Source organism: Spiroplasma endosymbiont of Acasis viretata (genome assembly GCF_964031275.1).
Classification (GTDB): domain Bacteria; phylum Bacillota_I; class Bacilli_A; order Mycoplasmatales; family VBWQ01; genus Spiroplasma_E; species Spiroplasma_E ixodetis_A.
In genome coordinates this window covers 109,211-128,333 of record NZ_OZ035019.1, presented here as the reverse complement: position 1 = coordinate 128,333, position 19,123 = coordinate 109,211, and the positions used below count along the sequence as shown (strand labels likewise).

General features: G+C 23.7%; 18 protein-coding genes and 3 pseudogenes. 19 read left to right on the top strand and 2 right to left on the bottom strand.

Annotated features, from left to right (window positions below):
* The first annotated feature begins 18 nt into the window (after nucleotides 1-18).
* From AAHM96_RS00695 to AAHM96_RS00675, 5 genes and pseudogenes are all read left to right on the top strand, one after another.
* A pseudogene (locus AAHM96_RS00695) lies at nucleotides 19-836 on the top strand (IS5 family transposase).
* A gap of 152 nt (nucleotides 837-988) precedes the next feature.
* Entirely contained in the window at nucleotides 989-1,966 is a 978-nt protein-coding gene (locus AAHM96_RS00690; RefSeq protein ID WP_342272797.1) for an IS3 family transposase, read from the top strand.
* Between the two features lie 44 nt (nucleotides 1,967-2,010).
* Nucleotides 2,011-3,993, top strand: a pseudogene (gene uvrA / locus AAHM96_RS00685) (excinuclease ABC subunit UvrA); the annotation flags it as partial.
* 55 nt (nucleotides 3,994-4,048) lie between these two features.
* On the top strand, nucleotides 4,049-4,210 hold the full coding sequence (locus AAHM96_RS00680; protein ID WP_338974573.1) for a hypothetical protein: 162 nt from the start codon (nucleotides 4,049-4,051) through the stop codon (nucleotides 4,208-4,210).
* Between the two features lie 283 nt (nucleotides 4,211-4,493).
* The gene (locus tag AAHM96_RS00675) at nucleotides 4,494-4,769 is read left to right on the top strand and encodes a hypothetical protein (protein WP_342273289.1); all 276 of its coding nucleotides are present in this window, start codon (nucleotides 4,494-4,496) and stop codon (nucleotides 4,767-4,769) included.
* A 27-nt stretch (nucleotides 4,770-4,796) separates the two neighbouring features.
* Here the strand turns inward: AAHM96_RS00675 and AAHM96_RS00670 are convergent, their stop codons facing one another.
* Complete coding sequence (locus tag AAHM96_RS00670) at nucleotides 4,797-5,774, bottom strand: IS3 family transposase (protein ID WP_342272797.1); 978 nt, start codon at nucleotides 5,772-5,774, stop codon at nucleotides 4,797-4,799.
* 104 nt (nucleotides 5,775-5,878) lie between these two features.
* Here AAHM96_RS00670 and AAHM96_RS00665 point away from each other — a divergent pair, with 104 nt between their 5' ends.
* The 3 genes and pseudogenes from AAHM96_RS00665 (at nucleotide 5,879) to AAHM96_RS00655 (ending at nucleotide 7,583) form a co-directional block, all read left to right on the top strand.
* Nucleotides 5,879-6,031, top strand: a complete 153-nt coding sequence (locus tag AAHM96_RS00665; protein ID WP_342273288.1) for a hypothetical protein — start codon at nucleotides 5,879-5,881, stop codon at nucleotides 6,029-6,031.
* 33 nt (nucleotides 6,032-6,064) lie between these two features.
* Nucleotides 6,065-6,882, top strand: a pseudogene (locus AAHM96_RS00660) (IS5 family transposase).
* Between the two features lie 176 nt (nucleotides 6,883-7,058).
* Nucleotides 7,059-7,583 (top strand): hypothetical protein, encoded by a 525-nt coding sequence (locus tag AAHM96_RS00655; RefSeq protein WP_342273039.1) that lies wholly within the window; start codon nucleotides 7,059-7,061, stop codon nucleotides 7,581-7,583.
* A 207-nt stretch (nucleotides 7,584-7,790) separates the two neighbouring features.
* Here AAHM96_RS00655 and AAHM96_RS00650 read toward each other — a convergent pair whose 3' ends face one another.
* Nucleotides 7,791-8,477 carry a hypothetical protein gene (locus AAHM96_RS00650; protein ID WP_342273038.1) on the bottom strand — a complete coding sequence of 229 codons (687 nt, stop codon included), beginning with the start codon at nucleotides 8,475-8,477 and terminating at the stop codon, nucleotides 7,791-7,793.
* Nucleotides 8,478-8,595: 118 nt separating this feature from the next.
* On the opposite strand from AAHM96_RS00650, the gene AAHM96_RS00645 reads away from it, so the two are divergent.
* The 11 genes from AAHM96_RS00645 to tyrS all read left to right on the top strand — a co-directional run bounded on the left by AAHM96_RS00645 (nucleotide 8,596) and on the right by tyrS (nucleotide 19,116).
* Nucleotides 8,596-9,573, top strand: a complete 978-nt coding sequence (locus AAHM96_RS00645) for an IS3 family transposase (protein ID WP_342272762.1) — start codon at nucleotides 8,596-8,598, stop codon at nucleotides 9,571-9,573.
* Nucleotides 9,574-9,685: 112 nt separating this feature from the next.
* Nucleotides 9,686-10,642, top strand: coding sequence for an SGNH/GDSL hydrolase family protein (locus AAHM96_RS00640; protein ID WP_342273287.1), 957 nt, complete (start codon nucleotides 9,686-9,688; stop codon nucleotides 10,640-10,642).
* A gap of 54 nt (nucleotides 10,643-10,696) precedes the next feature.
* On the top strand, nucleotides 10,697-11,020 hold the full coding sequence (locus AAHM96_RS00635) for a hypothetical protein (protein WP_342273286.1): 324 nt from the start codon (nucleotides 10,697-10,699) through the stop codon (nucleotides 11,018-11,020).
* 40 nt (nucleotides 11,021-11,060) lie between these two features.
* Complete coding sequence (locus AAHM96_RS00630) at nucleotides 11,061-11,873, top strand: hypothetical protein (RefSeq protein WP_342273285.1); 813 nt, start codon at nucleotides 11,061-11,063, stop codon at nucleotides 11,871-11,873.
* Nucleotides 11,874-12,361: 488 nt separating this feature from the next.
* The gene (gene hprK, locus AAHM96_RS00625; protein WP_338975345.1) at nucleotides 12,362-13,309 is read left to right on the top strand and encodes an HPr(Ser) kinase/phosphatase; all 948 of its coding nucleotides are present in this window, start codon (nucleotides 12,362-12,364) and stop codon (nucleotides 13,307-13,309) included.
* Nucleotides 13,310-13,342: 33 nt separating this feature from the next.
* Nucleotides 13,343-14,545 (top strand): prolipoprotein diacylglyceryl transferase, encoded by a 1,203-nt coding sequence (locus tag AAHM96_RS00620; RefSeq protein ID WP_342273284.1) that lies wholly within the window; start codon nucleotides 13,343-13,345, stop codon nucleotides 14,543-14,545.
* On the top strand, nucleotides 14,529-15,494 hold the full coding sequence (gene trxB, locus AAHM96_RS00615; RefSeq protein ID WP_252319900.1) for a thioredoxin-disulfide reductase: 966 nt from the start codon (nucleotides 14,529-14,531) through the stop codon (nucleotides 15,492-15,494). Before AAHM96_RS00620 ends, trxB begins: the two co-directional genes overlap by 17 nt.
* A 23-nt stretch (nucleotides 15,495-15,517) precedes the next feature.
* Entirely contained in the window at nucleotides 15,518-16,465 is a 948-nt protein-coding gene (gene whiA, locus AAHM96_RS00610; protein ID WP_281749091.1) for a DNA-binding protein WhiA, read from the top strand.
* A 33-nt stretch (nucleotides 16,466-16,498) separates the two neighbouring features.
* Nucleotides 16,499-16,795 (top strand): helix-turn-helix transcriptional regulator, encoded by a 297-nt coding sequence (locus tag AAHM96_RS00605; protein WP_339041583.1) that lies wholly within the window; start codon nucleotides 16,499-16,501, stop codon nucleotides 16,793-16,795.
* A 237-nt stretch (nucleotides 16,796-17,032) separates the two neighbouring features.
* A complete protein-coding gene (locus AAHM96_RS00600) occupies nucleotides 17,033-17,491 on the top strand; it encodes a hypothetical protein (RefSeq protein ID WP_342273283.1) in 459 nt (152 codons plus the stop codon).
* Between the two features lie 8 nt (nucleotides 17,492-17,499).
* Nucleotides 17,500-19,116 (top strand): tyrosine--tRNA ligase, encoded by a 1,617-nt coding sequence (tyrS, locus tag AAHM96_RS00595; protein ID WP_342273282.1) that lies wholly within the window; start codon nucleotides 17,500-17,502, stop codon nucleotides 19,114-19,116.
* The last annotated feature ends 7 nt before the right edge of the window (nucleotides 19,117-19,123 follow it).

Sequence of the window (19,123 nt, the reverse complement as noted above, 5' to 3'; positions counted from 1 at the left end):
TCAAAGGTGATAATTATTATGTTAAAAAAATACAAAGATGAACAAGAATTTTATAGTTTAGTGGGAATAAAACTACAAACATTTCAAAAAATGGTTGAAATTTTAAAAAAAGCTGAAGCAATTAAAAAAGCAGTTGGTGGTAAACCTAATAAATTATCAATAGAAAATCGTTTATTAATGACATTAGAATACTGAAAAGAGTATAGTAGTTATAGAGTTATTGCAAAAAGATATAATATTAGTCATACTAGCTGCATTCGTAATATTTTTTGAATTGAAAATACTTTAATAAAAAGTGGAATTTTTAATTTATCTGGCAAAAAAGATTTAATCAAAAATAAAGGAATCAATAATACTTTACTAGCTATTGATGCTACTGAAACTCCAATTGAAAGAATTAAAAAAAACTAAAATTACTTTTTTCGGGTAAAAACAAACATCATACTCTTAAATCGCAAATAATTATTGATATTTTAAATGGAAAAATTATTTCAACCGCTTTTTGTTTTGGAAGCATTCATGATTTTAAATTACTTTTAAAATCTAAAACTTTTATTCATCCAGAAAAACAAGTTTTTGTTGATTCAGGTTATCAAGGAATACAAAATATTCATAAAAATACATTTTTGCCATTTAAAAAAAGTAAATACAATAAATTAATACCAATTCAAAAAGAATACAATAAAACTTTAAGCAAAATTAGAATTAAAATTGAACACGTATTTGCTAAACTAAAACGTTTTAAAATTTTAACTTTAAAATATCGCAATAAAATACGAAGATTTGCATTAAGATTTAATTTAATAGCAGGAATATATAATTTTGAATTACCTTAGTTTTGCACCAAGTCTAATTAATTAAACAGGCCACTTGCCACTTGCCACTTAGCCCTTTTTACTAGACCATTAATTTAAAAAACCTGAATGTATTCTAAAAACAATTGTGTTATATAATTAACACTAATTTTAACCTGAAAGGATTTTTATTAATGGATAAAATTAAACAAATAGCATTAGTAATTAACAAATTAAATATCAAAGAAAAAATTAAAATTATTGATGATTGTAAAAATCAATATTCAATTAGAAACCTATGTCAATATCTTCAATTAAACAGATCAACATATTACTTTTTAAAAAATAAACAAAAACCTATTAAAAAAGAAGAAAATCATATTATTAAATGCAATCATAAATATCAAAAAATATGCCAACTTTTAATCGAATTTCATTCTACAAGAAAAGGCAGAATTTATGGATATTTAAGAATTTTTTCAGCTTTTAAAGAGTGATTAAAACAAGAAAAAAATATCATTTTAAATATAGAATTATCAATAAAACAAATGCGAAAAATTATGAAAGAACACAATATTCAAGGATTAAAACAAACTAAAAATAACTATCCTAAAAACAAAAAAAATCCAAATAAGTGAATACCTACAATGGATAAAGTAAACAAAGATTATAAAAGTACAACCTCTTCAAATCAAATTTGATCAATGGACACTAAACAAATAAATACTAAAGAAGGATGATTATATCTTTTTGTAATTATTGATTTTTATTCAAATAATGTTGTTAGTTATAATATTGCTCCTAATAAATCATATCAGGATTTAATTCTTCCTGCTCTTGAAAAAATCAACAAACAATTTTCTTGAAATCAAATAAAAAATGTTATTTTACATTCAGATAACGCCAACGAATTTTATTGTCAAGATATCACAAAATGAGCAGAGGATAAACAAATAATTTTAAGCAAAAAACAACCTTATGATATTGGTGGTAATGTATTATCTGAAAACTGATTTTCTCATTTATCTCAAGAATGACTACCTAAAGGATCAAATCAATATTTATCCATCAATGAAGCTATAAATGATGTAAATCAATATGTTATGTTTTATAATTATGAAAGAATACATTCTAAATTTCTAAAACCACCAATTTTACAAATTAAAATTTAGAATTTTATATCAAAAATGGTCCAGTAATTAAGGGCCAACCACCATTATTAATGCCAGATTTAAAACTATCAATTAATGATGGTGGCATTGAGTATTATAAAAACTTAGTTGGTACTAGTAATTTAGAATGACAAAAATTAAAAGTTCTTTGTTATCATTATTTAATTGATTTGAATCAGCCATTAAAAAATTTAACAAAAACACAACTTAATTATATTATGCGTGGTAGTGATGAAGCCATTACTTTCAGTATTACTTCGGCAAATGGTCGTAAATATCCTAATCATGATTATATTGAAGGCATTGCCACTTTAATTGAAAGACGTTTTTTAGAAACAACTAGTGATTTTGCCCGTGATTATTATCGTAAATTTATGAGTGAACGCACTTGTTTAACTTGTCAAGGAACAAGATTAAATGAATTTGCATTGGCAGTTAAAATTAAAGATGAAAATAATAAAGAAATGAATATTAGTCATTATACTAATTTAGACATCGAAGAAAGTTTAACATTTATGTTAAATATTAAATTATTAGCTTATCAACAAGAAATTGCTAAATTAATATTAGTAGAAATCATTAATCGTTTAAGTTTTTTAACTAATGTTGGTTTAGGTTATTTAAACTTATCACGAATGGCACAAACTTTATCTGGTGGTGAATCACAACGAATTCGATTAGCAACTCAAATTGGTTCACAATTAACGGGAGTATTGTATGTTCTTGATGAACCTTCAATTGGTTTACATCAACGTGATAATGTTAAGTTAATTGAAACTTTAAAACAAATGCGAGATCTTGATAATACATTATTAGTAGTAGAACACGATGAAGATACAATGTGAGCAGCAGATTGATTAATTGATATTGGTCCAAAAGCCGGAATTTATGGTGGTGAAGTAATTGCTGAAGGTACACCACAGCAAGTTGCTAATAATCCTAATTCAATTACTGGAAAATATTTAAATGGTGAAAAATTTATTGCGTTACCTAAATCAAGAAGAAGTGGTAATGGTAAAGTTATTGAAATTCAAGAAGCACAAGCTAATAATTTACGTAAAATAAATGTTAAATTACCTTTAGGTAAATTTATTTGTGTTACTGGTGTTTCAGGAAGTGGTAAATCAACGCTTGTTAATGATATTTTATATACTAGTATTCAAAAGTATTTGGGTTTAAAGGGACAACGACCAGGAAAACATAAAGCAATAAAAGGGATTGAATTTATTGATAAAATTGTTGCTATTTCGCAAGAACCAATTGGCAGAACACCAAGGAGTAATCCGGCTACTTATACTTCAGTTTTTGATGATATTCGTGATTTATTTACACAAACACCAGAAGCAAAAATTAGAGGATATGCTAAAGGTAGATTTTCATTTAATGTACCAGGAGGAAGATGTGAACGTTGTTCTGGCGATGGTGTTATTAAAATTGCGATGCATTTTTTACCAGATGTTTATGTAACTTGCGAAATTTGTGAAGGAAAACGTTATAATAGTGAAACATTACAAGTTAAATATAAAGGTAAAAATATTTATGATGTACTAGAACTGCCTGTTGATTTAGCATTAACTTTTTTTGCTAATCATCCAAAAATCCATAAAAAATTAGCAATGATACAAGAAGTAGGATTAGGATACGTAAAATTAGGGCAACCTGCTACTGAATTATCTGGTGGTGAAGCACAAAGAGTGAAACTAGCTAAAGAATTACAAAAACGTGCTACTGGCAAAACTATGTATATTTTAGATGAACCAACTACTGGTTTACACGTTGATGATATTAAAAGGTTAATTGAAGTTTTAAATAAAATCGTTAATCATGGTGATACTGTTGTTGTAATTGAACATAACTTAGAAGTTATTAAAGTTGCTGATTACATTATTGATCTAGGACCTGAGGGTGGTAAATTTGGTGGTGAAATCATTGCTACAGGAACACCAGAACAAGTAATAACAAATCCTAAGTCTTATACTGGACAATATTTAAAAGCAGTTATTAATCGCGATTTGAATAGAAAATAATTAAAATATTTTCTGTAGTATTCTTGAATTTTAACAAAAGAAGTGGAGAAATAAAATGTCTTTAGAAGTAGTACCAAATTTAAAAGAAATACTTATAAATTCAACTATACAAAATGTTAAAAGTAATATAATAAAGTTAAAAGAAGTTTTTAGTACTTCTTCTAATATACAATACTTAGAATATTGATTTATTTTTTTTGAAAAAGATTTTTTTTAAAAAAAATTTAAAAATAATGGAAAAAACAGTATCAATGAATGCAAAAATTTTTAGTGAAAGTAAAAGACGAAGTAATTAATGATGAAAGAAAAGAACTTAAATTTCTTACTTTTAAGTTTGAAAAAAAAATTTTTTCCCATGAGATAAAGAACTAGAGTTTGAATTACTTGAATTTACTTTAATATGAGAGGAACAAAAACAGAAGGAAAAGGATAAACTCATTGATAAAATTACAGCATTAAAAATAGAATTAAATTGTAAATTAAGTAGTAAAAAATGACAATTGAAAGAGAAATTATATAAAATTAATAATCAACAAGAAATTATTTTAAATTTTCATAATAATAGTCTTAAAAAATTAGAAGTTTTTCAAAAACAAAAAACAAGTAAGATTTTTAAATTTAAAAGTAAATTAGTTAAGTTTTTAACTTTTGGTTATTATAATTTTGAAATAAGATTAGTTAATAGAATAGAATGTGAAAAAGTTGTTTTAAATAATCAAAAAGAGCAACTTTATAAAATTGGATTAAAAATTTGTAATATGGTGGTTGGCCCTTAATTACTGGACCATTTTTGATATAAAATTCTAAATTTTAATTTGTAAAATTGGTGGTTTTAGAAATTTAGAATGTATTCTTTCATAATTATAAAACATAACATATTGATTTACATCATTTATAGCTTCATTGATGGATAAATATTGATTTGATCCTTTAGGTAGTCATTCTTGAGATAAATGAGAAAATCAGTTTTCAGATAATACATTACCACCAATATCATAAGGTTGTTTTTTGCTTAAAATTATTTGTTTATCCTCTGCTCATTTTGTGATATCTTGACAATAAAATTCGTTGGCGTTATCTGAATGTAAAATAACATTTTTTATTTGATTTCAAGAAAATTGTTTGTTGATTTTTTCAAGAGCAGGAAGAATTAAATCCTGATATGATTTATTAGGAGCAATATTATAACTAACAACATTATTTGAATAAAAATCAATAATTACAAAAAGATATAATCATCCTTCTTTAGTATTTATTTGTTTAGTGTCCATTGATCAAATTTGATTTGAAGAGGTTGTACTTTTATAATCTTTGTTTACTTTATCCATTGTAGGTATTCACTTATTTGGATTTTTTTTGTTTTTAGGATAGTTATTTTTAGTTTGTTTTAATCCTTGAATATTGTGTTCTTTCATAATTTTTCGCATTTGTTTTATTGATAATTCTATATTTAAAATGATATTTTTTTCTTGTTTTAATCACTCTTTAAAAGCTGAAAAAATTCTTAAATATCCATAAATTCTGCCTTTTCTTGTAGAATGAAATTCGATTAAAAGTTGGCATATTTTTTGATATTTATGATTGCATTTAATAATATGATTTTCTTCTTTTTTAATAGGTTTTTGTTTATTTTTTAAAAAGTAATATGTTGATCTGTTTAATTGAAGATATTGACATAGGTTTCTAATTGAATATTGATTTTTACAATCATCAATAATTTTAATTTTTTCTTTGATATTTAATTTGTTAATTACTAATGCTATTTGTTTAATTTTATCCATTAATAAAAATCCTTTCAGGTTAAAATTAGTGTTAATTATATAACACAATTGTTTTTAGAATACATTCAGGTTTTTTAAATTAATGGTCTAGTAAAAAGGGCTAAGTGGCTATCAAAAAAAGTTTGAATAAAGTTGAAATAAAAATTAGAAAAAAAAGACAAAGACTTAATTTATTTAAAGAAAATATTGTCTCTCTTGTTAAGGAAATAAATTCAATTAATATACTTGGTGCAAAACCTTTAATTTTAATAATTTAACGGTTATTATTAATATCAAAGGTGATAATTATTATGTTAAAAAAATACAAAGATGAACAAGAATTTTATAGTTTAGTGGGAATAAAACTACAAACATTTCAAAAAATGGTTGAAATTTTAAAAAAAGCTGAAGCAATTAAAAAAGCAGATGGTGGTAAACCTAATAAATTATCAATAGAAAATCGTTTATTAATGACATTAGAATACTGAAAAGAGTATAGTAGTTATAGAGTTATTGCAAAAAGATATAATATTAGTCATACTAGCTGCATTCGTAATATTTTTTGAATTGAAAATACTTTAATAAAAAGTGGAATTTTTAATTTATCTGGCAAAAAAGATTTAATCAAAAATAAAGGAATCAATAATACTTTACTAGCTATTGATGCTACTGAAACTCCAATTGAAAGAATTAAAAAAAACTAAAATTACTTTTTTCGGGTAAAAACAAACATCATACTCTTAAATCGCAAATAATTATTGATATTTTAAATGGAAAAATTATTTCAACCGCTTTTTGTTTTGGAAGCATTCATGATTTTAAATTACTTTTAAAATCTAAAACTTTTATTCATCCAGAAAAACAAGTTTTTGTTGATTCAGGTTATCAAGGAATACAAAATATTCATAAAAATACATTTTTGCCATTTAAAAAAAGTAAATACAATAAATTAATACCAATTCAAAAAGAATACAATAAAACTTTAAGCAAAATTAGAATTAAAATTGAACACGTATTTGCTAAACTAAAACGTTTTAAAATTTTAACTTTAAAATATCGCAATAAAATACGAAGATTTGCATTAAGATTTAATTTAATAGCAGGAATATATAATTTTGAATTACCTTAGTTTTGCACCAAGTCTAATGTACAAAATATTGAAATTTCAACAAACAATAGATTAATAACACAATTATAGTTATTCTTTTTATTTATTTATAATCTAAAATTGGAGAAAATATATCCATTTATATGATAAAATGTTACTTATATATAGACATGATAGACATGAAAGGATTTGTCACTTTGGAAAAAAGAGTATATTTTTTAAAATTTAATAAAAAAATTCTTAAAATGGATTTAATAAGTTTTGGAACTGGTTTAATAGGTATTTTTTTGGGAATTCTAAGTATTTTAGCATTACAACCTTTTTGAGATAATGATAAAGCATCACTTTGAATAACTGTTGTTGCAATTTTTTTTGATATTACTAGTTTTACTTTAGCTTTTCTACCTTTTTTCTTAATGTTCCGTTTAATTAGATTAAAGAAAACTTTGATAAAACAAAATATGAAATTATATCGAAAAGATCAATTTAGTGTTTCGCTTGATTTTATTAGTTTTTGTTTAGGTATTATTGGAACAAGTTGCGAAATTATTAGTGTTATTGTGCTTTTACCTCAATTTAATGATAATAAAGTTTTTTCATATCAAATTACTATTGTTGCTGTTGTTTTAAATATTATTAGTTTTATTACTTGTTTAATGGCAACATTAATTACTATTAATATTATTAAAGATTATAAACAAAGAGGAAATTCTATTATTTAAATATAATAATTTCCACTTTTAGCATAATTATTTGGCCGTTTAAAAAATGCGTATAAAGTATATTTTTATGAGAGAAAAATATCTTTAATTTTTGATATAATTATATCATATTATATTTAATAAGTAAAGTATTTTAGTGTTTTATTTTATTAATAAAAAATAAAAATTCCTAAATATTTAGGTTTAGAATTATTTAATTTTATATTATTAACAAATAACTATATTTTGATTATTTATATGAGCAATTCTTGTATTTAACATATTTACAAATATTTTATAATTATATGATTTTGCACCATAACCTTTTAAAGATTTAACTAAATGTGAAACAGTACTTTCAGCATGACAACCAATATTTCAATCTGCACCTTGATTAATAATTCCTTGTTCATTATTAGCAAAGTAATTAAATGTTTGTTTATCAACATTAGGTTTTAAAATATCAAGTAATTGATTATAATTACCATTTTTAAAATTAAATGATGTATCAAAATAATTAGGTCAATTTGTATCAGTTTTTTTCTTTCCTTTTACATTTATAAATGCTTTTCATAAATAACTAATACCATGAAAACAATCTAATACATATTTTCCACCAAATCATTTAGCCATTGCTCTAATTCATAATGCACCATCTCCCCCAATAATTAAATTATTATTTTGTCAAAATACATCAGTTAAATGATTAATGTTAATATCATAATGATTAATAGCAGTTGTATATATAAAATCATATACTTTATCTTGAGTTATATTATCACTTGGTTTAAATATCATATATGCTCATATTTTATTTTGTAATTTATTTCTATTTTTATAAATATTAATTTTATGAGTATAACAATTAAAAATTCTAATGCAATATTTTTCAATTATTCCTTGTTCATTTGCCACTTGCCACTTGCCACTTAGCCCTTTTTACTAGCCCATTAATTTAAAAAACCTGAATGTATTCTAAAAACAATTGTGTTATATAATTAACACTAATTTTAACCTGAAAGGATTTTTATTAATGGATAAAATTAAACAAATAGCATTAGTAATTAACAAATTAAATATCAAAGAAAAAATTAAAATTATTGATGATTGTAAAAATCAATATTCAATTAGAAACCTATGTCAATATCTTCAATTAAACAGATCAACATATTACTTTTTAAAAAATAAACAAAAACCTATTAAAAAAGAAGAAAATCATATTATTAAATGCAATCATAAATATCAAAAAATATGCCAACTTTTAATCGAATTTCATTCTACAAGAAAAGGCAGAATTTATGGATATTTAAGAATTTTTTCAGCTTTTAAAGAGTGATTAAAACAAGAAAAAAATATCATTTTAAATATAGAATTATCAATAAAACAAATGCGAAAAATTATGAAAGAACACAATATTCAAGGATTAAAACAAACTAAAAATAACTATCCTAAAAACAAAAAAAATCCAAATAAGTGAATACCTACAATGGATAAAGTAAACAAAGATTATAAAAGTACAACCTCTTCAAATCAAATTTGATCAATGGACACTAAACAAATAAATACTAAAGAAGGATGATTATATCTTTTTGTAATTATTGATTTTTATTCAAATAATGTTGTTAGTTATAATATTGCTCCTAATAAATCATATCAGGATTTAATTCTTCCTGCTCTTGAAAAAATCAACAAACAATTTTCTTGAAATCAAATAAAAAATGTTATTTTACATTCAGATAACGCCAACGAATTTTATTGTCACGATATCACAAAATGAGCAGAGGATAAACAAATAATTTTAAGCAAAAAACAACCTTATGATATTGGTGGTAATGTATTATCTGAAAACTGATTTTCTCATTTATCTCAAGAATGACTACCTAAAGGATCAAATCAATATTTATCCATCAATGAAGCTATAAATGATGTAAATCAATATGTTATGTTTTATAATTATGAAAGAATACATTCTAAATTTCTAAAACCACCAATTTTACAAATTAAAATTTAGAATTTTATATCAAAAATGGTCCAGTAATTAAGGGCCAACCACCGTACTATGACAAGCTAAATCAATTATGTTAAGATATTTTCAGTTTAAGTTTATGTTAGAAGGAGAAGTTATGAATAATAAAGAAAAAATTAAAGGTAACTTTTATGTTCTGGGAGATAGTTTATCAGACACAGGAGCATTAGTAAGTGGTTTTACAGCTCTTTTTAAGCATTTAAAAATACCTAAAATAGTTAAAATGTTACCACCATTTTATAAAAATTCTTTTTCTAATGGTCCTGTGGCAGCACAAATTATTGCCGATTATTTGCATATAAATTTAACTTCTGCTTGAAGATTTGACCTTTTTTTATTTGCTGATGAGCAAATTGGTAATAATTATGCAGTTAGTGGAGCTTTAGCTAGTAGAAAAAAAGAATTAACAGTAGAAAGTTTTGTTATTAATCATTTTGATATTACTCATCAAGTAGATGCTTTAATTAGTCAGCATCATATTAATATTAATGATATAATTTTAGTAGAGTTTGGTGGTAATGATATTTTATATGCTTTTAAACAATCGTTATTAAAGGACCAAGAAGAAATTATTAATAAAGCAGTTGAGTTAATAAAAAATGCTTTAACTAAATTGATAAATAAAGGTGCTCAAGATATTTTATTATGTAATGTTCCTAATATGAGTATTATCCCTTTATTTAAAAATAAAGAAAAAGATAAGGAACGTATTTTAAATTTAACTACTAATTTTAATAAAATGTTAGATGGTGTTATTGAAGAATTAAATAAAAATAAAAAAAATATTATTAAATATGATATGTTTGCAGCAATAACAAACGCTATTAATAAGTTTAAAAACTTGAATATTAATAACAATATTATTGATGCAGCAGTTACTACTGATTTTAGTGAGATAATTAATAATGGTATTATTGTTCCTCATTTCAATAAAGGTGTTAATGAAGAAAATATTAATAATTATTTCTTTTTTGATAGCATTCATCCTAATAAATGAGCACATAATATTATCGCTCAAGAATTAATTAAATTAATAAATAATAATAAGAATTAATTAGAAATATTTATTTATAAGAGTTATAATTTTATTATAAAGGAAAAAATAAATATGAAAAAAGAATGAGTTAAATTAATTAAAGTAGACTTTATGCATGGTGTTGAAGAACCTTGATGTAATAACAAAGGTGTTGCAATATTACCATTTATAATTAAAGATGATGGTAGTCGTTATTTTATGCAAACATGTGAGAGTAATCCTTTATTTAATAAAAATAATTTGGGTAAATATAGTTCAATTACTGGTGGAGTGGGAAATAATAATCCTTTGGAAACAGTTTATAATGAAATGTGAGAAGAAACTGGTATTTTTTTTAACAAAAGATACACCTATTTACTTTTTAGGTACTCATTATGCTTCAAAAATAAGCACTAAAGTATGATATTATTATGCAATTGATTTAACTGCACTTAATTTGGATATTAATGATAAATATTATGGTGTTGGCAATGGAACAATACGAGAAAATAGTTTATATAGTAAATTTATTCCTGAAACAGAATTACGGTTTTCAAACGATTCTTTTTCTCTGACAATTTATGGTAAGTTATTCAATTCTATAAGTCACAATTGTTTTAAAAACATTAATTTTAAAACATTATTATTAAACAATTATTGCGATTCAAAAGCAGAAATATTTAATTCTGAAATTAATAATAATTTGAAGAGAAATATTTTTATTTCGGGTATAGCTAATAAATATGAAGAATTTGGTACTATAAAGAAAAGTAAAAAATTTGTATTTGATTTATCAAATTTTTTATGTAAAGAAAATAAGAAAATAATAAATGCATTTGGAATCGGCGTTGGTGATGAAATAGTAAGTGGTGCTGTTAAGTATGCTAAAGAAAATAGTATTGTTTTGGATAAAATTCTTGATGTATGACCATTTCCTCAACAATTTAAAAAAAGTTGACCAGAATATCGTAATCAGTTAATAAATAAAGCAGACATTGTACTATTTATTTTTGGTAATAAAATGGATGAAAATAATAATATTGTTTTATCAAAAGGTGTATTAAATGAATTTGAAATTGCTAGAAATAAAAATAAAATAATAATTCCTATAGCTTCAACTGGTTATGCTGCTAAAGAAATATTTATAAAAATAGAAAATGATATAGAAAATTTTAAATATTTAAAAGATTATTTACATGTTCTTAAGAATGAAAAAAATGCTGCAAAGATAGTTAAAACTATTATTCAAATTTTAGATAATATTAACTAGTAATATTTATTTATATTTTATTTCTTGGTGGTAATTGTGGAGGCGTGCCACTTCCATTTGGACTTAGTTGTCCTAAATAATTAATAAAATGATAATCTCATTTTTCAGAAACTAAATCACCAGTATTTTTTCATTCTTATTTTTATCAATAGTTTCATAAATATGATTTAAATTTTGATTGATAGATGATGAGATAATATTTTTTAATACTAATTGAAAAGGAATATAGTTGCTATTCATAAAAAGTTAACACTAATTTCTAATATTTTAATTTTTAACAATTTTTAAAGAATTATATCATAATAATTTTTATTTGATAATGAAATGTTTAGTAATTTTTTATTATATTATTCAATAGTTTTTTTAATGTTTTTAGAAACTTATGTATATTTTTGTTAATAATAAACTTTCTGTTGATATATTATATATAATTATATTATGTTTAAAATTAATCAAAAATTTTAATTATAAAAGGCAGGAAATTAAGTATGGAAAACCTTAGTGTTGGCGAAATAGTAACAAAATTTAATTTAACAATTTTATATATTAATCCCAAAATTCCAATTGAAAAAAGAATTATTACTAATATTGGTACTAATCGTGGTGGTTTAGAGTTAACAGGATTTAAAACTAAACAAATCTCACGTAGTCGTCGTATAATTTTATTAAGCAGTAAAGAAAGCGAATATATTTCCTCTTTACCAAAAACAGAATTTAAGAACCATTTTAGTAATATTTTAGAAGATCATATTCCTGCTATTTTTGTAACACCTAATTTTAAATTTAAAAAAGAATTATGTGACTGTGCTAAATCAATTAATTCAACAGTTCCAATTATTGAAGTATTATTTTTTACTTCTGAATTTGCAGCAACAGTTTCTACGTATATTGTTGAACGTTTATCTGAATCTAAACGTTTACATGGTATTTTAGTAAATATTTTTGGTTATGGTGTCCTAATTACAGGTGAAAGTGGTATTGGTAAATCAGAAACAACATTAGATTTATTACGTAATGGGCACTTATTTGTTGGTGATGATAGTATTGATATTTTAAAAGTCAATAATAAAATTGTAGGAAAAGTTAATCCGATTATTAAAAATTTAATTGAAATTAGAGGAATAGGTATCCTAGATATTACCAAAATGTATGGATATCATGTTATAATGCATGAGAGTCAAGTAAATTTAATTATTAATTTAATTAGAATTGAAAATGATGGTTGAACTAAAGTTGATCGACTTGGTGATCATAATAACTTTGATGTTTTTTTTGAAATTAAAGTGCCTAAAATAATTATTCCTGTTAGTCCAGGAAGAAATTTAGCTGATTTAATTGAAGCAGCAGTTATTAGTTTAAAATTAAAAGATGAAGGTCAAGACGCTACTGCTAGTTTTCAAAAACAAATAATTAGAAATTTAACAAAAAAGAAATAATTTAATTATTAAATTATCAAAAAGGAAAAAAATATGATTAATGATGATGGATACAATAGTTTAATTACCGATATTCCGGGAACGGGAATTCATATTTATTCGGTATTAATGGCAGTAGGGTTTTTAACTGCTGTCATTGCTTCATGAATAAAATTATATCGTCGTAATATTCCAACTAAAACTTTAGAATGAGGAACATTAGTTATTGCATTAGCAGGATTAATAGGAGCAAGAGCATGATATGTTCTTAATAATACTAGCACAATTGAAAATGCACTTGATGTAGTTGCCGTTTGAAGAGGTGGTATGGCAATTGAAGGAGGCGTTACAGTTGGAATGATAGTAGGATTCTTTATTTTTTATCGTACTTCAAAGCAGTTACAAATTTCAATGTGAGTTTTTATTGATTGTATTGTTCCAAATATTTTATTAGGTCAAGCAATTGGTAGATGAGGTAATTTTTTTAATCAAGAATTACTAGGAACTGATGTTGGTCATCCTTTCAGTTGATTACCAACATGAATAAATAATCATTTACATTATGGTTTTAATAGTGATAAACCAGATCCTGTTGCTGTTTATCGTCAACCTTTATTTTTATATGAGTCATTATCTTCATTATTTGGTTGATTCTTTTTAACGTTTTTTGTACCAAAAACAGGACAAATATTTAGTAAAAAACCATGAAAATTAGATTCTTTGCAATTTATTTCGCCTTTAAAGACTAATCCAATTGTTGTAAAAGATTTTTTAAAACCTTGAACAGTTATTAAAAAAATTCATGGATATCGTAAATTTAAATATGAAAGTTGAAAACAAGCATATTTTGATTTTACACCCAATAAGAATAGTGTTAAAAGTGTTGAAAAAATACCTTGAAAAGATGTTAAAAAACATTCAAAAGTTAAATCAAAGATAAAAAAATGATATTTAAAGATTAAATATAATATGCAACCACATTCTAAATCTTTAAATACTATGTATAATCCTAATAATTATCCAGTAACATATGCAGGAGTATCAGGTAGTTTATACTTTGTCTTTTATGGTATTATTAGAATGATTTTAGAACCACTTCGTGATAATAGAGACATTATGAAAATAGCCAATGTTTCAACTTCAATGATAGTTTCTGGAATGTGAATTATTTTAGGTGTTATTTTAGTAATATTTGCACAAATTATTGCACCATCAAGATTTCGTAAAGGAGAATGATTATATGAAAAATCATACTAATAAAGAAAATAAATATGATTATGATTTAGTAGTTATTGGTGGTGGTCCAGCAGGAATGACAGCTGCTATTTATGCACAAAGAGCAAATCTTAAAACTGTGATTATTGAAAAATATATTGTTGGTGGAAAAATGATTAAAACTTCTGAAATTGAAAATTATCCAGGTTATGATTATATTTTAGGGCCTGAATTATCAGAAAAAATGCAAAAGCAAGTTGAGAAACTACAAGTTGAATTTGTTACTGATGAAGTTATTAAAATTACAGATAGTGAAAATCATAAAATTAAAACAGTCCTTTTAAGTAGTGGTGATGTTCTTATTGCTAAAGGAGTAATTATAGCTACTGGTTCATTAGAACGTAAAATTGGTGTTCCTGGTGAAGAGGAATATGCTAATCGTGGTGTTTCTTATTGTGCTGTTTGTGATGGTGCTTTATTTAAGAATAAAATTATTAGTGTAGTTGGCGGTGGTTATGCTGCTTGTGAAGAATCTTTATATTTAACAAGATTTACTAATAAAGTTAATCTTATTCATCGTCGTGATCAATTTCGTGCTGATGATAAAACCGTTAATAAAGTTAAAAATAATGAAAATATTAATTTAATAACTGATCATGTTGTATTAAAAGTATTAGGTACTGAGGATAAGAAAAAAGTAGGTAAATTAGAAATTCAAAATATTAAGACTAAGGAAATTAGTGAAATTACTACTGATGCCTTATTTCCTTATATTGGTTCTGATCCTGTTACAAAATTTGTTAAAGATTTAGATATTTGCGATAGCAATGGTTATATTATAGTTAATGATAAGTGTCAAACTAAAATCCCGGGATTATATGCAGCTGGTGATGTAATTGCTAAAAATTTAAGACAAATAGTAACTGCTGTTAACGATGGAGCGATTGCAGCACAATATTTAATAAATTTTATTGATAATTTTAATGAATAAAGTGTACAATTGAGGTGATAGTAATGATATCATTTACAACAAGTGTAAAAGATGAAATCTGTCAAAAAAGTTTTAAAAATTGTTGTCAGAAATCTTTGCTATCAGCATATTCGCTTATTAATGGTAAGATTACAAATTCAGATAAAATAAATAATGAGATTATTATTCATAGTTTTCATAACAAAACCACTAGGTTAATATATAAATTTTTAAAAAATCAATATAAAGACGTAAAATTGATAGTTATGGTGGATGTTTTAAATAAATTTGAGCGTCCAAAGGTGTATAATATTCGTATTAATAATAAAATTGATTTTATTATTAATGATTTAATGCTTCAAGATAAATATCTTTTTATTGAGAAAGAAGCTATGCACCAGCATATAATAAAAGAGCATTGTATAAGAGCGTATATCGCAGGAATCTTCCTTGTAGTTGGCAGTATCAATTCTCCTTCAACACCTAACTACCATTTGGAATTACAATTTCATAATGATATGTTGGCTAAAAAAATTAAAAATATTTTATTACAAACTTTTAAATTAAACTTTAAAACAATAAAACGTCGTAATAAAACGGTGCTTTATCTAAAAAAATCTAATGTAATTTCTGACTTTTTAAAAATAATTGATTGTCCACAAGCAGTTTTCGCTTTTGAAGATAAACGCATTTCACGAGAATTATTTAATAATATTAATCGTTTTAATAATATTGATATTTCTAATCAACAAAAAATTTTAAATGCTGGAGACCAGCAAGTTATAATGATTTCTGTTTTAAAAGATAAAAAACTTTTCAAAGCGTTGTCATTAAAAGCTCAAATTATTTCAAATTTAAGATTAAAAAATCCTGAAGCATCGCTTTCAGAATTGGGTGAACTTTACTATCAAGAAACTGGTTTTGTCATTACTAAGTCTGGGGTTAATCATTTAATTCGCGAAATTAAGAAAAAGTATCAAGAAACATTGTAAGTTAATAATAAAAGTATAAGAGGAGGCCATACAATGAAAAAGAAAGAAATTTTAAGCAAAGGTCGTCAAGATTTATTGAATGCTTTTGGAAAACGAATGAAAACTTTACGTAATCAAAAAGGTAGAAAATTTTCACAAGAGAAACTTGGAGAAGCAAGCGGCCTACATCGTAATTATATTTCTGATGCTGAAAGAGGAACAAGAAACGTATCTTTAGTTGCAATCTTAAAAATAATTAATGGGTTGGATTCATCTATTAGTGATTTTTTTGCTGTAGGGTTTGATAATATTGATACTTCAAATTTATATGACACATTTAGTGTTGAATAAAATCAATTTAATACACTTTTAGTAGTACTTTATAAACAAGTACTACTTTTTTATTATTTTATTTTTTATTAAAAATAAATTTGAGAAAAGTTATTAGTACTTTTTATAAAATTAATTGATATTCACTAGTAATTATTTTATCTTAATGAAGATTATGAAATTTATTCACCTTATATTAGGAATAATTAATCATTAAAATGTTATAATTTAATTATTGATTATCATTAAGGAGTTATTATGACAATAGAAAATACAGAAGTTGAAATTGAAAATGTTACTACTAATGTTGATAACGCTAAAAAAGAACCTTATCAATTAAGTAGTATTATTTCACCTATATTTGGTCTTAATCATCAAAAAATAACTACGATTCCAATTAATATTAAAAAATCCGATAGCAGTTCTAGCACTATTGAGCAATATGTTGATAAAAAAACTAAAGAAAATATTTTTCGTGAAAAAGAAGTAGCGTATAATAATTCTAGTAATCTTGATAATACTAGAATTGCACAAATTAAAAAAAATAAAGAACAACAACAAATATATGATAGTTTACCATCGCGCTATCTAGAATTTCGCGATAAAATATTTAAAGAAACTACATCTATTAATTACAATAATGCAAGTAATAATAACGATACAGTTATTACAACTATTGATTTGTTAGTTGATGATATTTTAGATGAAAATAAATAGGAGATGCTATGAATAATATAATAAAATCCAATATTATTGACGAATTAAAATGACGTAATATCTTAAAAGATATTAGTAGCATAGATAAAGTAATTAATGCAGGAAAATTAGGAAAAGGAATATATTGTGGTTTTGATCCAAGTAATGATTCATTACATTTAGGTAATTTACTACAAATTATTTTATTGCATCGTTTTGCTATATTTGGTTTTCAACCAATTGCTGTTATTGGTGGTACAACGGCAATGATCGGTGATCCAAGTGGTAAAAATAAAGAACGTAATTTATTAGATGAAAATGTGTTACAAACTAATGTTAGAAAAATAAAAGAGCAGTTAGTGACATTATTAAGTTATGAAAATATTGATAATTTAACATCATTAGAATTAATTAAAACATGTAATTTATTAAATGATAAAGAATATGAAACATTAGAAATGATTATTAAAAGTATTAATCCAAATAATCAATATCAACAGACTTTAAGTAGTATTTTAAAAACATTGCCCTTACCTTGAGAAGAATTAGGATTATCAGCATCATTATTAAAAACTTTATATGAAATTTGTAATTTTGATCAAAAGTGAGTTACTATGAAAAGTGATTTAAATAATCTTTCTTTTAAACAATTGTTAAATTATTGTGATAGTTATGTAGAAACTTGAATTACATTTTTAAAATTACCATTGGGAACATTAAACAATAAAATTAAGCCAATTAAAATTATTAATAATCAAACATGATTAGGTCCACTAACAATTACAACTTTTTTGCCTGATATTGGTAAGCATTTTAATGTTAATCAAATGTTAGGCAAAGAAATGATTGCTAATCGTTTAAATTCTGGAATTTCTTATACTGAATTTTCTTATATGGTATTACAAGCGTATGATTTTTATCATTTATATGAAAAAGAGCAATGTTATATTCAATCTGGTGGTAGTGATCAATGAGGAAATATTACTGCCGGTTTAGATTTAATTAGAAAACAAAAAGGTGATGAACATCATGCTGCTGGTATTACTATTAATTTATTAACTAAATCTAATGGTGAAAAATTTGGTAAAAGCGAAAAAGGTGCTATATTTTTAAATAGTGAAAAAACTTCACCTTATGAGTTATATCAATTTTTATTTAATCAAGAAGATAAAGATTTGCCTACTTTTTTTAATTCTTTAACTTTATTTAGTGAAGAACAAATAGCAAAAATTTTAGTAATTCATAATAGTGATGTTAAGCAACATTATGGACAAAAGATTTTAGCAGCTTTATTAACAGTATTTATTCATAAATTAAATGGATATTTTAGTGCTATTAATATTACTAATGCTTTTTTCCACGATCGGATTCATCAAATGAAATCATCTGAGATTTTACAGGTTTTAAAAGATGTACCACATTTTAATCTTAATCATAATGAACAAATAATTGATTTTTTAGTTAATAATCAAATTTGTAATTCAAAAAGAATAGCAAGAGAACTAATTATGCAAGGTTCAATTGTTGTTAATGGTGAAAGAATTACCAATATAAATTTTCTTATTAGTAAAAAAAACGCAATTAATAATCAAGTAACAGTTATAAAAAAAGGTAAGCGTCATTATTTTATAGTTGTTCATAAATAAGGAAGGG